Source organism: Herpetosiphonaceae bacterium, assembly GCA_036374795.1.
GTDB lineage: Bacteria > Chloroflexota > Chloroflexia > Chloroflexales > Kallotenuaceae > LB3-1.
On record DASUTC010000037.1, the window covers coordinates 12,954 to 27,201 of the forward strand.

Sequence of the window (14,248 nt, forward strand, 5' to 3'; positions counted from 1 at the left end):
TTTAGGATTGTATGCCACAGTCGAACAAAGCAAAAAAGGATGTGCTTGAAGTCGAAGGTACGGTGATCGAGCCGCTGCCCAATGCCATGTTTCGGGTTCAGCTCGATAACATTGAGCAGCCGATTCTGGCAAGTATCTCCGGGCGGATGCGGATGAACTATATTCGTATCTCGAAAGGCGATCGGGTGGTGGTCGAGCTTTCGCTGTATGACCCAACTCGTGGACGCATAACGTATCGCTACAGGTAGAGTTCGGTAACAGGGTCCAAGGCTCGTCGCTCCTAACCTGTTCAGGAAGGGGCGGGGGGTCTGTGTGTGTTTGTTGGGGAGGTCGAAAATGCAAGTTCGTGCATCCGTGAAGCGGCGCTGCGAGTACTGCAAAGTCATCAAGCGGCGCGGGATTGTGCGCATCATCTGTGCAAAAAATCCCAAGCACAAGCAGCGGCAGGGTTAGAGGTTCCGTAGTTTCAGCGACTACGCGATGGAGGACACATGGCTCGTATCAGTGGGGTTGATATTCCCCGCAACAAAACGATTGAGATCGCGCTGACGTATATTTATGGCATTGGTCTGACGACCAGCCAGAAAATTCTCGGGCGACTCAACATTGCAGGCGGGACGCGCGTGCGCGATCTGACGGAAGAGCAGGTTAACCGCATTCGTGAGGTGATCGATCGGGAGCACAAGACCGAAGGCGACTTGCGCCGTGAGGTGCAGCTCAACATCAAGCGGCTGATGGACATCGGCTGCTACCGTGGCCTGCGCCACCGCCGTGGCCTGCCGACGCGCGGCCAGCGCACCAAGACGAACGCTCGCACGCGGCGCGGTAAGAAGGGCTCGCCGATCGGGATCAAGAAGAAAGCAACCAAGAAGTAGTGGTATATCGCAGTTCTCAGTTCCCAATCCACAAGTGGAGCGCCCAAACCGGAATGCAGAGCTGGGAACAAAGAACAATAGAAAAGATGGCTGTTCTATGTTCTTTGTTCTATGTTCTCGATCTCAGGGCTGCGACGAGATTTGTGAATTGTGAATTGCGAATTTGCCCGATTTGGGCATAGGGAGTACGCATGGCAAAGCAGCAGACGGGGGTGGCTCGCCGCCCGCAGCGTGGACGCCGCCGTGAACGCAAGAATGTTCCGAGGGGCAACGCCTATATTCAGGCGACGTTTAACAATATTATTGTGACGATCACCGATCCGCAGGGCAACGTGGTTTCGTGGTCCAGCGCGGGCATGCATGGCTTCCGTGGCTCGCGCAAGAGCACGCCCTACGCCGCGCAGGTGACGGCTGAGAATGCCGCGCGCAAGGCGATGGACAACGGCATGCGCCAGGTTGAGGTGTTCGTCAAAGGTCCGGGATCGGGCCGCGAGTCGGCGATTCGCTCGCTCCAGTCGGCAGGGCTGACGGTGCTGGCGATCACCGATGTCACGCCGATCCCGCACAATGGTTGTCGTCCACCAAAGCGACGCCGCGTTTAACGAAGATCGGCGGGCGTGGCGCGTGGAGCTGAGGCCGCGTCCGCGATCGGAAAGCGTGTGCAGGATGAAGCGCCGTCGGCGTGTAAACTGCCCTGTACTATCTACAGAGGAACAAAGGAATGGCACGATACAGAGGTCCTGTCTGCAAGCTGTGCCGACGGGAAGGCGTTAAGTTGATGTTGAAGGGCGAGCGCTGCCTGTCGCCCAAGTGCGCTATCGAGCGACGTAATACTCCTCCAGGCCAGCACGGCTCTTCCTTCCGCCGCCGCCAGGTTTCCGACTACGGCGTGCGTCAGCGCGAGAAGCAGAAAGTGCGCCGCATCTACGGCGTGCTGGAAAAGCAGTTCCGCCGCTACTACGGCATTGCCGCTCGCACGCGCGGCCAGACGGGCGCGACGCTGCTCCAGTTGATGGAGCGCCGCCTCGACAACGTGGTCTATCGCCTGGGCTTCGCCGACTCGCGCAAGCAGGCGCGTCAGCTGGTGCGGCACGGTCACTTCCAGGTCAATGGCCGCAAGACAAACATTCCGTCGTTTGTGGTCGGCGCGGGCGACGAGGTTGCCGTGCGCGAAAATCGCCGTGGGCGAACCTATTTCAAAGATCTCGATGCCAGCGGTATTCTGCGCAAGAAAGCGGTGCCGGAATGGCTCTCGCTCGATCCGGCAAGCCTGGGCGGTCGCGTGCTGCGTCTGCCTGAGCGCGCTGAGCTGGATCTGTCGATCAACGAGCAGTTGATCGTCGAGTTCTACAGCCGCTAAGTATGAGTTCGGTGTTGCAGGTTCAAGGTTCAACGCTCAGGGTGTTTTTGAGCTCGGAGCTTTGAACTTTGAACCGGGTTTGATGGAGGAAGGCAAATGCTAGATCTGGCGTTGCCAAAAATTGAAGCAGAGCGCGCGGCTGAAAATTATGCACGGTTTCGCATCGAGCCGCTCGAACCGGGGTACGGCCATACGGTAGGCAACGCGCTGCGTCGCGTCCTACTGTCGTCGATCCCAGGCTCGGCGATTACCAAAATCAAGATCGATGGCGTGTACCACGAGTTTAGTACTATTCCGGGCGTTCGAGAGGACGTGACCGAGCTGGTGCTGAATATCAAGGGCATTCGTCTGCGCTCGTATGCGGAGCGTCCCGTCAAGATCCATCTGTCGAAGTATGGACGCGGCGAGGTCCGTGCCCGCGACATTGACGCGCCGAGCAACGTCGAAGTCGTCAATCCCGATCACTACATCGCCACCCTGGACGACGACGACGCACGCCTGGACATGGAGATGACAGTCGAGCGCCATCGCGGCTATCTGCCGGTCGAAAACCGTGATCCGGTGCCGATTGGCGAGATTCCGGTCGACGCGATCTTCACGCCGATTCCGCGGGTCAACTATGTGGTTGAGAATACCCGTATCGGCGGCGTGACGGACTACGATCGCCTGATCCTTGAGATCTGGACCGACGGCACGATCAAGCCGGGCGATGCGCTAAGCCATGCCGCGCAGGTGTTGAGCGAGTACAGCCAGAAGATCGCCAGCTTCAGCCGACCCGAACAGTCGACTGAGGTGGCAGCGGCGGGCAACGGCATAGAAGGCATCACGCCTGAGGTGTACGACACGCCGATCGAAGAGCTTGAACTGACGACACGTACCTATAACTGTCTGAAGCGCGCCGATATTACGAAGATCGGGCAGCTTTTGCAGATGGACGAGAAAGATCTGTTATCTGTGCGTAACCTTGGCTCGAAGTCGATCGACGAGATCAAGGAAAAGCTGGTTGAGCATGGCTATCTGCCGAGCAGCAACGGCGATGCGTCGCAGGCAGCAGGCTAGCTACAACACGAAAGAGGAGGCTACCCGATGCGGCATCGCGTCGCTGGTAAAAAGCTAAATCGCACCTCGAAAGAGCGCAAGCATCTGTACCGCGCTCTGATGTCGGCGATTCTTGAGCACCGGAAGATTACAACGACCCACGCGAAAGCTCAGGCGATTCGGCCCGAAATCGAGAAGCTGATCACGATGGCGCGCCACGTGCCGACGACGCAGCAGATCGAGGCGGCTCCTGAGGCGGAGCGCGATATGCTGCGCCATCGTCGCTCCGAGGTCTTTCGACGTGGCCTGATGGAGCTGGGCAACAACAAGCAGGCCGTGCAGCGGCTGCTGGAAGTTGCGCCCGACTACGCCGATCGGCCCGGCGGCTACACGCGCATTATCAAGATTGGTCAGCGCAAAGGTGACGCCGCTGAGATGTCGGTGATCGAGCTGGTGTAACGACAATGCGGGCGGCTGGCGCTGCACGACTGTAGCCGCCTGGCGTCTGTAGCTCTCATGCGAAACATTGCTCTGCAACTGGAATACGATGGCACGCGGCTGGTCGGTTCCCAGTTTCAGGCCAATGGACGGACCGTGCAGGGCGAGCTCGAAGCGGCCTGGCACAGGCTGACGGGCGAGACGATCCGGTGGCATTTCGCGGGCCGAACCGATGCCGGTGTTCATGCGCTGGGACAGGTTGCCAACGCGCGAACGCCGACACGGCATGATGTGCCAACCGTGCAGCGGGCGCTGAACGCGCTGCTGCCGGACGACATCAGCGTACGGCAGGCGTGGGACGTACCCCACGATTTCCACGCGCGCTACAGCGCGGTACGGCGCGATTATCGCTATCTGCTGCTGCTGGAGCGCTGGCGATCACCGCTGCTGCGGCACCAGGCAGTGCATATCGACGATGCGCTCGATGTCGAAGCCATGGGACAGGCGGTGAAGGTGCTGGAAGGCGTGCATGATTTCGCCGCGTTCGGCAGCACGCCCGAAGGACCGACGGTACGCGAGTGTTTTGTCGCTCGATGCGGTGAGCAACGCCACAACGGCATGCGGATGATCGCGATCGATCTGGCAGCCAGTGGTTTTTTGCGGCATATGGTGCGGACGATCGTTGGAACACTGCTCCTGGTTGGACGAGGTAAGCTCGCCGCCGAGGAGGTGGCGCGGATTCTTGAAAGCCGCGATCGGGCACAGGCAGGACCAACTGCGCCACCACATGGATTATATCTGATGTCGGTAACGTACCCGGAACACATGGGTAAACGACCGGCAGGCACGACCGATGTCGGGCTATTTGGAGAGTAATAATGGCAACGAAAGCGCAAACCTATCGCACTTGGAGCCCTAAAGCTTCCGAGATCCAGCGTGAGTGGTACCTCATCGACGCAGAGGGTCTGATCCTGGGCCGTCTCGCGACGCAGATCGCCACGCTCCTGCGCGGTAAACATAAGCCAACATTCACGCCACACATGGATAACGGCGATTTTGTGGTGGTGGTGAATGCTGAGAAGATTGAAGTGACGGGCAAGAAGCCGGAACAAAAGATGTACTATAGCTACTCAGGCTATCCCGGCGGCTTGAAAGAGACGACCTATCGTGTTATGAGCCAGCGGCACCCAGACCGGATTATTCGGTTTGCGGTCAAGGGCATGCTGCCGAAAAATCGCCTGGGCCGCAAGCTGCTGAAGAAGCTGCATGTGTACGCAGGGCCGCGCCATCCGCATACAGCGCAGCAGCCCAAGCTCTACGTTATTCCGAACCCCAAGAATGCTAAGTAATGGAGCGGAACATGGCTGAACAGAAACGCTATTATCAGGGGACTGGCCGCCGCAAAACTGCGGTTGCTCGCGTGCGACTCTTCCCAGGGACGGGCGAGTTTGTGGTCAATGGCCGCTCTGCCCAGGAGTTCTTCGGCGCGCGCGAGTTTTTGCATCACACGATCCAGAGCCCGCTGGTGCTGACCAACAACCAGGGCTCCTTCAATGTGCTGGTGAAGGTGCGCGGCGGCGGCGATAGCGGCCAGGCCCAGGCGGTGCGTCACGGTATCGCGCGGGCGCTGCTGGATGCCGACGAGACGCTACGCCCGGTGCTGAAGAAGGCCGGATTCTTGACGCGCGATCCGCGCATGAAAGAGCGCAAGAAGCCGGGTCTGCGTCGCGCTCGTAAGGCTCCGACTTACACCAAGCGCTAAAGCGTACCATAGATCGAACGTCGTTGTAGCTAGCTCTCTCGCTTGTCGAGGGAGCTTGTTTTTTGGGTATACGCTGTAACTACGTGCGACGGCGATGAGTCGCAAGCGAGCTACAGGGAGGAGGAGGCATGATCGATCCTCAGCTTGCGCTGCAACTGAAAGAGGCCGGGCTGGATTGGCACCCGGCCAAGCGCGATAACTTTATGGTCCCAGGTGGAGAGCTTGCCGACGAGGTGTTTACGCTCAACGATCTCACGATCCTGGTGCAGCCGGTCAACGGCGAGTACACGGTGATGTTTCATGGCACCGCCGAGTGGGCGCTCGACAATGTGCTGCTGGCCGATGTGATCTGGCTGCCGTCTGAGGAGCAGCTTCGCGAGGCGATTCAGCTTCGGCTCGGCGGCGATAATCCAATGGTGATGCTGATGTGGAATCCGGTCGGCTATCGCTGTACGATCAGTCACCTCGATCAGGAGTACGCCTTCGACGGCGCGACCGCAGAGCATGCCTATGCCTATGCGCTGCTGTTTTTGCTGCGTCGCGAGCAGCTAAATCGCGGGCGCTGGGTGCATAGCGCGTGACACCGCCTACGCCCTGTCGGTCGGGTCCGGCTGCTGGTAGCGCTGTCGCAGTTGCTCGCGCAGCACGTCGATCGCGATGTACGCGCCGGTCTGGTCCTGATAGTACCAGTGGGTCCAGCCGTTGCAGGCTATAGCCTGAGCCAGGTGCGCGCCGAGCTTATGGATCGAGCCTCTGGTGCCGTCGGCTGCTCGCAGCGTGCCATCGGCGAGGATCGTCGCCATGAGATCGCTCCTGCGATCGAAGTAGAGCATCTGCCCAGGCTGCAAGAGGCCGCACGCGAGCAGCGCTGAAAATGGCAGGCGCGGCGCGCTGCGGCTGGTGGCATACTGACCATAGACCTCGGCATCGCTGGTCGCTGGCTGCACGGCGGCAATCCGCTCGCGCGCTACCGCGATATAGCGCGCCTCTCGCTCGATGCCGATGAAATGGCGGTTGAGCCTTTTGGCGACCGCTCCCGTGGTGCCGGTGCCGAAAAACGGATCGAGCACGACATCGCCTGGGTTGGAGCTGGCAAGGATCACACGGTAGAGCAGGGCCTCCGGCTTCTGTGTGGTATGCGCTTTGACGCCGTCGACTTTAATGCGCTCAGCGCCGGTACAGATCGGGATCTGCCAATCGCTGCGCATCTGCTTCTCGTCGTTGAACTGCTTCATCGCCTGGTAGTTGAAGGTGTAGCGCTTCTGATCCTGCGATTTTTTGCACCATAGCAGCGTCTCATGAGCGTTGGTAAAGCGCACGCCTCGGAAGTTGGGCATAGGATTAAATTTTAACCAAACCACATCGTTCAGAAACCAAAACCCCAGGTCTTGCAGAATGCTGCCCACGCGGTAGATGTTGTGATAGCTGCCGATCACCCAGATCGTGCCGGTGTCTTTGAGCACGCGGCGGCATGCGGTCAACCACTCGCGGGTAAACTCGTCGTAGGCGGCAAAGCTCGAAAACTGGTCCCAGGCATCATCGACGGCGTCGACTTTGGTCTGATTGGGCCGCCATAGCTCCTGCTGCAATTGCAGGTTGTAGGGCGGATCGGCAAAGATGAGATCGACGCTCTTGTCCGGAAGCGTCGCCAGTACGTCGCGACAGTCGCCGTGGTAGATGTGGTCTAGCTGCATGATGCCTCGCTACAAAGGAGTGGTGGGCGGCTGCATGTTAACAAGATGGCTGGCAACTGGCAAGTGCAGGCAGCGCTGACCTTCGATGCGCTTCCCTGTACGGATCTTCGGAGGGCTGTAACGCTGCCATTCGTCCGACACGAGATCAATTGAGTAGAGTCTTTCGGGCCGATCTGCTCTATAATCGCTATATCTACGCCCCCCTGTGTTGTCTTGTCCCAGGAGTATACATGCTATCCAAGGTCTTTAGCTGCGCCGTGATCGGCCTTGAAGGCGCGCTGGTTGAGGTGGAAGTTGATATTGCGCGTGGCCTACCGGCATTGAATCTCGTCGGGCTGCCCGACACCGCCGTGCAGGAGTCCAAGGAGCGGGTGCGATCGGCGATCCGCAATTCGGGGGCGACCTTTCCGATGGAGCGGATCACGGTGAATCTCGCGCCCGCCGATCTGCGTAAAGCGGGTCCGGCCTACGATCTGCCGATCGGCGTGGGCCTGCTGCTGGCGTCGGGGCAGATCGCGGCGGATGTGTCGCGCTCGATCTTTATCGGCGAGCTATCGCTTGACGGGACGATCCGGCACACCGAGGGCATCCTGCCGATGGTCAGCATCGCGCAGCGCGAGGGCCTGCTGACGGCGTATGTGCCGTTCGAGGACGCGCCTGAGGCGGCGCTGGTGGACGGCATGACGATCATTCCGGTTCGCTCGCTGGCGCAGGTGGCGGCGCATCTCAACGGTGATCGCTATATTCCGCCCTTTACGATGCATGCGTCGGCGCACACCGAGGAGTCGAGCTATCCGGTCGATTTTCGCGAGATTCGCGGGCAGGAGCATGTGCGGCGGGCGCTGGAGGTGGCGGCGAGCGGCGGCCACAATTTGCTGATGAACGGTAGTCCCGGCTCCGGCAAGACGCTGATGGCGCGGGCGCTGCCGTCGATTCTGCCGCCGATGAGCGCAGACGAGGCGCTGGAAGTGACCAAGGTCTACTCGGTCAGCGGGAAGCTGCCGCCGGGCACGCCCCTGATTCGCCAGCGGCCATTTCGCGCGCCGCATCACACCACATCGCACGCGGGTCTGGTCGGCGGTGGGCGGATGCCTCGTCCGGGCGAGATCTCGCTGGCGCATCGCGGCGTGCTCTTTCTGGACGAGCTACCGGAGTTTCCGACGGCGGTGCTTGAAGTCTTGCGCCAGCCGCTTGAGGATCGGGTGATCACGATCAGCCGCGCATCGGGCACGCTGACCTTCCCGGCGAATTTTACACTCGTCGCGGCTCAAAACCCCTGCCCCTGCGGCTACTACGGCGATACCGAGCGGCAGTGCGTCTGCCCGCCGTCGGCGGTGACGCGCTACAGCAAGCGCATCTCAGGGCCGCTGCTCGACCGCATCGACATACATGTCGACGTGCCACGGGTCAACTACGACAAGCTGACCTCGGATCGGCTGGGCGAGCCATCCGCGCCGATTCGGGAGCGGGTGGCGGCGGCGCGTGAGCGGCAGAGCCGCCGCTTCGCCCAAGGAGCATCCGGCACGAAGCTGCTAACGAACGCCGACATGGGCGCGGCGGAGATCCGGCAGTGGTGCGGGCTGGACAGCGCGGGGCAAAGCCTGATGCGTGCGGCGATGCGCCAGCTTCAGCTCTCGGCGCGGGCCTATCATCGCGTGCTGAAGCTGGCACGGACGATCGCGGATCTGGCGGATGCGGAGCAGATTAGCCCGGCGCATCTGGCCGAGGCGTTGCAGTATCGACCGAGAAGAGCGGAGTAAACGCTGCTCCTATTTCTGCGAGAACAGATAAACAAAGAACCGGGTACCCTCCGGGCAGAGTACCCGGTTTCGTTGTTCTTGGTTCGCGATGAGGCTGTCTCGGTGAGAGCGAGGGAAACGGTTAAGGTTCGACCGATTTCGGGGGCGACCGCCTGCTTCTCGTGAGCCTCCTCCATAATCGCATCAGCCCTAAGAGCAAAGCGGCAAGGCCGTTAGGTCCGTAAGGAGTATACGCTTGCAGGCGAACGACAAGACCGTCGCGAATGACAATAACGAATATTTGGGTCAACCGCACGGATCTGCCACCGGGCAGCATATGAGCCGTTGCTGTTTCGATCGCGATACTGTGTCCGTCTTCCGCCGCAAAAAAGTTGACAATCCTGAAGTTCAAGCGCTCCAGGGTTGCGAATGCCCACGCTAATCCTTCTGCAATCGCTGGCTTGCCAACCATATGCGGGTTAGGATAATGCGGATCGATCAGCACAGCATCATCGGCAAAGTAGCTCAATACAGCAGCGAGATCCTTCGACTCGATTGCAGCGAAGCAGCTTGCAACAAGATCGTATGCTGATGCGGCCATACATACCTCGTGTTTCGTCGTGAGCAGTATAGCCTCGATGCCTCATACGTACAGCATGCTCATCTGGTCTGGCGCGACCATCCTCAGTGTACATGACGGGGAAAGGTTACTATAAATGTGGCGCCGCTGCCGGGCTCGCTCTCTACGTAGATCGCGCCGTGGAGCGCCGTCACAAGCTGCTGTACCACATACAGGCCCAGCCCAAGGCCTCCATAATCATTATTTGGGACCGCCCGCTCAAATCGCTCAAAGATCCGCTGGTGATCTGCCACGGCGATCCCGATCCCGTAATCCCGCACGATCAAGCACACTGACGTGGCATCGCCCGTTACACGCAGCTCGATGGGCTGTCCACGCCCGTACTTAACCGCATTGGATAGGAGGTTGGTGATGATGCGATCGATGCCCGACTGGTCCGCCTCGATCATCTGTGAAGGAGCAACGTCCAGCGTCACACGACAGTTCGCCTGCATGAACTGCTCCTCAAAGCGCGCAACAATCGTCCTGGCGATCTGACCGAGGTCGAGTGCCTCCAAATGCAGGGGCATCTGCCCTTCCCGAATCTGTGTAACATCCAGCAGCTCGTCAACCAGGTGTGTCAATCGGCCTAGCTGCTGATTGGTTACGTCGAGCTTGCTCATAAGTCGCTCGATGAGCATATCAGTCGCGTTGTCACCTTTTTGGGCAACTCGTTGCAGGCTTTGGATGTGAAGCTGTAGGGTTGTGAGCGGTGTTTTCAGCTCGTGCGCGGCTATTGCCAAAAAGTCGTCACGAATGCGAATAGCCGCCTGAGCCTCGTGCAGGAGCCGTTCGCGCTCAATCGCCGCAAGTCGCCGCTCGGTAATATCATGGCACATCGTCAGCACGCACGGGTATCCCTCATAATCGATCAGCGCAAGCGAGGCGATAACAATACGACGCTCCTGCTGCCTGGTGCGAAACGTAAGCTCGATGTCGCGAATCACGGGCTGCTCAAGCAACATACGCCCGATGCGGTTGCGATCTTCGGGGTTATCCCATACGCCCAATTCAAGCGCTGTTCGGCCAATGACCTCCTCCCGCTCGTATCCGGTAATCCGCGCAAAATACTCATTGACGTCAACATATCGTCCATCCGCTAACGCGGAGATAACCACGGCAACTGGACTTGCGCGAAAGAGCGCAGCAAATGGTTCCTCCAAGTGCGGCAGCGTACCTGGGGCTTGCCCAACCTGGATGACTTGTGCCTCGAGCTGCGTCACGCGGTGGCGGAGGTGTAGAACCTCGTTGCGCAGTTGTTCCGTGGCCTGGCTGGTATCAGTCATACAGAACCCAGTGATTTCATCAAAAGTATTCCGGCGACCGTGGTCGCTGGTAGCGTGTTATCAAAGCTCTTAGATCCACCGTGAGGCGGCTGCAAAATGCGGCAGGCTCAGGATAGCGCCACGCTAGCCTCACACGAGCCAATTGAGGAAAGGTTGCGCGAATGAGTGGCGTGGTGTTTGGGAAACCGGCACGCCGTATTATTGCATGACCAGTTGCCGATGTCTATAGGAATAGTGGCTAGGATACGATTGAACTCTTATCTGATGCCCAGAAGACTTCCATAGAGTCGGCTACACGCTGGATCAATCATCGCGTTCAGTCTTCAATACGTAGCGCCTCGGCGATAAGATCCGCCAGCGGCATCGTACGTCCTTGCGAGCACAGGCTTTCAAAGATCACGCTGCCAAGCTGATCGCGTATCGTGGCCTTATTGCGCTCATATTCGATGCGATCGCTGATATACATGCTTTCACCACTGGCGTTCAGCATTTCCTCTGCCGCTCCGAACAACCGCGCTGCCCGCTCCGGCTGGCCGCGTGTCCCGGCCACGCCTGCCAGACCGGCAAGGCACATCGCAATTCCAACCCGGTTCTCCAGGGTCCGATAGACCGCCAGGCTCTCATGGAACAGCGTGGCTGCACGACGATGGTCGTCCTGGTGATGCGCGACATGTCCGAGATTGTGCAGCGAGATGGCGATGCGCCATTTGTCGGCCATCTCACGGTACAAGGCCAGGCCCTCTTCATAGTAGGCTGCGGCCTGCGCGTCGTTGCCAAGACTCCGCGCCAGCTCGCCCAGGTTGGTTAGTGCTACCGCAATGCCCTTTTTGTCGCCCAGCTCCTGGTACAGCGCCAGGCTCTCGGTGAGGCGGGCATGTCCTGCGACGTAGTCTCCTTCGTTCAAGGCCACACGTCCCAGGTTGTGCAGCGACGCAGCCATTCCCGATTTGTCGCCCAGCGCCTGCCATATGCCGAGGCTCTCCTGGTAGCACGCATACTCCAGCGCGTGGTCGCCGAGATAGTAGGCCGCGCTCCCAAGCCGGTACAGCAGCCGGGCAATGCCCCAGGTATCGTCCAGCGCGCGGCACAGGGCCAGGCTTTCTTCAAAAAGCGCGCGCGCGGTTACGTTGTCGCCTGTGTCGCGCGAGATCGCGCCCAGGCCGCTCAGCGCGCGGGTAACGCCCCAGGTATCGTCCAGCTCGCGGCACAGAGCCAGACTTTCTTCAAAGCACTGACGCGCGGCACGATAGTCTCCCTGCCCGTGCGCAAGCTCGCCCAGGCCGGTCAGCACTGCGGCGATACCCTGTCTGTTGCAGTGCTGGCGATAGAGCGCCAGACTCCGGGCGTAGTGTGTTTGGGCTGCGGCATAGTCTACCTGGCGGGAAGCAAGCACGCCCGCCCAATGAAGCGCCTTTGCTCGCACCAGCGTTTGCTCCGATGTCTCGGCAAGGAGTTTCTCCAGCCATCCGCGCCCCTCAGTCACGTAGCCGCGCACCGACCAGAACCTTCCGAGCGCTCCCGCCAGGCGCAGCCCTGCTTCCATGTGCCTGCTCTCCAGCAGCCAGACCAGCGCCGTCCGCATGTTGTCGTGATCCTGCTCCAATCGGTCAAGCAGCAGAACCTGATCTGAGCCGTGGAGCCTCAGCTCGACATGCTCTGCTAACGCCAGGAAGAAGCGGGCATGCTGTTGACGAAGGTCGTCCGTCTCGCCGTGCGCCGCCAGCCGATCAAGAGCATACTCACGGCTCGTCTCCAGCATGAAGAAGCGCGGCTCTCCGGCCACGCCCTCAGCCTGTCTCAGCAGGCTCCGATCCACCAGCGAGGTCAGCCTGTCCAAAACCTGGGATGAGAGGAGCGAGGAGGGCGGATCGAGCAGGTGTCCTCCTTGCGCTCTGTCGAGCCGCTGGCTTCCGCAGATTGCGCCTACCGCGTCAAGCGTGCAGCCGCCCACGAAGATACCGAGCTGCCGAAACAGCGCTTGCTCGGATTCATCCAGCAGGTCATAGCTCCAGTCGATCGTGCTCCGCAGCGTTTGCTGCCGGGCGGGCAGATCGTGCGCGCCGCCGGTCAGCAGCTTAAGCCGACTCGTCAGCCGTGTGAGGAGCGCCTGAGGCGCGAACAGCTTACTGCGCGCCGCCGCCAGCTCGATCGCCAGAGGCAGCCCATCCAGGCGCACGCAGATCTCCGCCACGGCGGGCGCGTTCGCCTCGGTGAGCGTGAAGTCGGGCCTGAGCGCCTGCGTGCGCTGGACGAAGAGGTCTACGGCAGCATACCGCGCGAGCGCTGCGACAGGTGGCAGGCGGCCAGGATCGGGCAGCGCCAGCGGGGGCACGATAAACTCATGCTCGCCGGAGAGATGCAGCACCGCGCGACTGGTAATCAGGAGCTTGAGACGCGGACAGCTCACCAGCAGCTCGACCAGCGGCGGCGCTGCCGAAAGCACCTGCTCGAAGTTATCCAGCACCAGCAGCATGTGCTTGTTGCGCAGCGCATCCCTGAGGACGTCCCAGGACGAACCTTTCCCATCCTCGCGGATGTTCAACGTCTGGGCGATCGTAGCGGCAACGAGCGCCGGATCGAAGATGGTAGCCAGTGCGACGAAGAAGACGCCATCGCCAAAGGCGCCGAGCAGCTCGGATGCCACCTGGATACCCAGACGGGTTTTGCCGATGCCGGGAGCGCCGGAGAGCGTGACGAGGCGCACACTGTCGCGCAGCAGGAGTATGCGCACCGCCGCGACCTCGCGCTCGCGACCAATCAGCGGCGTGAGCGGCATGGGCAGGTTGTTCCTGGCACAGTAGCCATGCTGCCAGGGAGCCTGGCGATTGCTCTCGGCAGGCTGCGCTCGGTGATCGGCGGGCGGTTCCCTGCGCGCCCACGCCAGAAAGGCCGGGCGCTCGTCCGGCGCGATCTCCAGCCGCTCGGCGAGCCGTTGGGCGATCTGTACCGAGGGCCGACGCTCGCCTGCCTCGATCTTCTGGATCGTTATGAGCGCGCAGCCGATGCGCCGTGCAAGCTCGCCCTGAGTCAACCCTGCTGTTTTACGCTGCTGTTTCAGCCAACTGCCGAATGATCCATGGTCGTTCATCCCTGCGCTCCTGAGCTCCTGCAACTACCAGGATGACGTAGCATCGCCGCTGTGTATGCCTTTTGTATGGGTTTTTGTATTGCTTCAAGGCTTCCATCGTCGGCAATGGTGCGCTTTAATAGCTGCGTACCAGTTTCTATGCCGTAGGAAACGGGCAAGGTACAACAACAATCACGCAGGCTCCCAACGCCATCGTGATTGGAGCTCGCCAAGACGCAGCGCTGTGCTCCTGGCTGCCTCGATCACGTCAGCACCACATCAACATCACGCTCGGTAGGAGGTGTACCGAAACAGATCCCCGAAAAGTGGCGGCAACGACGGATAGCACAAACGGTTTTCTGAATTGACG

At 60.4% G+C, this 14,248-nt stretch carries 16 protein-coding genes; 12 read left to right on the forward strand and 4 right to left on the reverse strand.

The annotated features are described in order from the left end of the window. Window positions 1-11: 11 nt before the first annotated feature. The 11 genes from infA to VFZ66_02175 all read left to right on the forward strand — a co-directional run bounded on the left by infA (window position 12) and on the right by VFZ66_02175 (window position 6,054). Complete coding sequence (infA, locus tag VFZ66_02125; GenBank protein HEX6287952.1) at window positions 12-248, forward strand: translation initiation factor IF-1; 237 nt, start codon at window positions 12-14, stop codon at window positions 246-248. Window positions 249-336: 88 nt separating this feature from the next. Next, the gene (rpmJ, locus tag VFZ66_02130) at window positions 337-453 is read left to right on the forward strand and encodes a 50S ribosomal protein L36 (protein HEX6287953.1); all 117 of its coding nucleotides are present in this window, start codon (window positions 337-339) and stop codon (window positions 451-453) included. 38 nt (window positions 454-491) lie between these two features. Next, entirely contained in the window at window positions 492-875 is a 384-nt protein-coding gene (gene rpsM / locus VFZ66_02135; protein HEX6287954.1) for a 30S ribosomal protein S13, read from the forward strand. Between the two features lie 212 nt (window positions 876-1,087). Beyond that, window positions 1,088-1,477: a 30S ribosomal protein S11 gene (rpsK, locus tag VFZ66_02140; GenBank protein HEX6287955.1), complete on the forward strand. Its 390-nt coding sequence runs from the start codon at window positions 1,088-1,090 to the stop codon at window positions 1,475-1,477. A 119-nt stretch (window positions 1,478-1,596) separates the two neighbouring features. After that, entirely contained in the window at window positions 1,597-2,235 is a 639-nt protein-coding gene (gene rpsD, locus VFZ66_02145; GenBank protein ID HEX6287956.1) for a 30S ribosomal protein S4, read from the forward strand. A gap of 96 nt (window positions 2,236-2,331) precedes the next feature. Further along, on the forward strand, window positions 2,332-3,294 hold the full coding sequence (locus VFZ66_02150) for a DNA-directed RNA polymerase subunit alpha (GenBank protein HEX6287957.1): 963 nt from the start codon (window positions 2,332-2,334) through the stop codon (window positions 3,292-3,294). Between the two features lie 27 nt (window positions 3,295-3,321). Beyond that, window positions 3,322-3,732, forward strand: a complete 411-nt coding sequence (gene rplQ, locus VFZ66_02155) for a 50S ribosomal protein L17 (GenBank protein HEX6287958.1) — start codon at window positions 3,322-3,324, stop codon at window positions 3,730-3,732. Between the two features lie 57 nt (window positions 3,733-3,789). After that, the gene (truA, locus tag VFZ66_02160; GenBank protein HEX6287959.1) at window positions 3,790-4,587 is read left to right on the forward strand and encodes a tRNA pseudouridine(38-40) synthase TruA; all 798 of its coding nucleotides are present in this window, start codon (window positions 3,790-3,792) and stop codon (window positions 4,585-4,587) included. Between the two features lie 2 nt (window positions 4,588-4,589). Next, window positions 4,590-5,060: a 50S ribosomal protein L13 gene (gene rplM, locus VFZ66_02165; GenBank protein HEX6287960.1), complete on the forward strand. Its 471-nt coding sequence runs from the start codon at window positions 4,590-4,592 to the stop codon at window positions 5,058-5,060. An 11-nt stretch (window positions 5,061-5,071) separates the two neighbouring features. Beyond that, window positions 5,072-5,473 carry a 30S ribosomal protein S9 gene (gene rpsI, locus VFZ66_02170; protein ID HEX6287961.1) on the forward strand — a complete coding sequence of 134 codons (402 nt, stop codon included), beginning with the start codon at window positions 5,072-5,074 and terminating at the stop codon, window positions 5,471-5,473. Between the two features lie 128 nt (window positions 5,474-5,601). After that, entirely contained in the window at window positions 5,602-6,054 is a 453-nt protein-coding gene (locus VFZ66_02175) for a hypothetical protein (GenBank protein HEX6287962.1), read from the forward strand. A 6-nt stretch (window positions 6,055-6,060) separates the two neighbouring features. On the opposite strand, the gene VFZ66_02180 is transcribed toward VFZ66_02175, so the two are convergent. Then, entirely contained in the window at window positions 6,061-7,167 is a 1,107-nt protein-coding gene (locus tag VFZ66_02180; GenBank protein ID HEX6287963.1) for a DNA methyltransferase, read from the reverse strand. Between the two features lie 230 nt (window positions 7,168-7,397). Here VFZ66_02180 and VFZ66_02185 point away from each other — a divergent pair, with 230 nt between their 5' ends. Next, the gene (locus VFZ66_02185) at window positions 7,398-8,927 is read left to right on the forward strand and encodes a YifB family Mg chelatase-like AAA ATPase (GenBank protein HEX6287964.1); all 1,530 of its coding nucleotides are present in this window, start codon (window positions 7,398-7,400) and stop codon (window positions 8,925-8,927) included. A 121-nt stretch (window positions 8,928-9,048) separates the two neighbouring features. Here VFZ66_02185 and VFZ66_02190 read toward each other — a convergent pair whose 3' ends face one another. The 3 genes from VFZ66_02190 to VFZ66_02200 form a co-directional block, all read right to left on the reverse strand. After that, on the reverse strand, window positions 9,049-9,507 hold the full coding sequence (locus tag VFZ66_02190) for a nuclear transport factor 2 family protein (protein HEX6287965.1): 459 nt from the start codon (window positions 9,505-9,507) through the stop codon (window positions 9,049-9,051). An 83-nt stretch (window positions 9,508-9,590) separates the two neighbouring features. Continuing rightward, the gene (locus tag VFZ66_02195) at window positions 9,591-10,811 is read right to left on the reverse strand and encodes a PAS domain-containing sensor histidine kinase (protein HEX6287966.1); all 1,221 of its coding nucleotides are present in this window, start codon (window positions 10,809-10,811) and stop codon (window positions 9,591-9,593) included. Between the two features lie 316 nt (window positions 10,812-11,127). Next, entirely contained in the window at window positions 11,128-13,899 is a 2,772-nt protein-coding gene (locus tag VFZ66_02200; protein ID HEX6287967.1) for a tetratricopeptide repeat protein, read from the reverse strand. Window positions 13,900-14,248 lie beyond the last annotated feature (349 nt).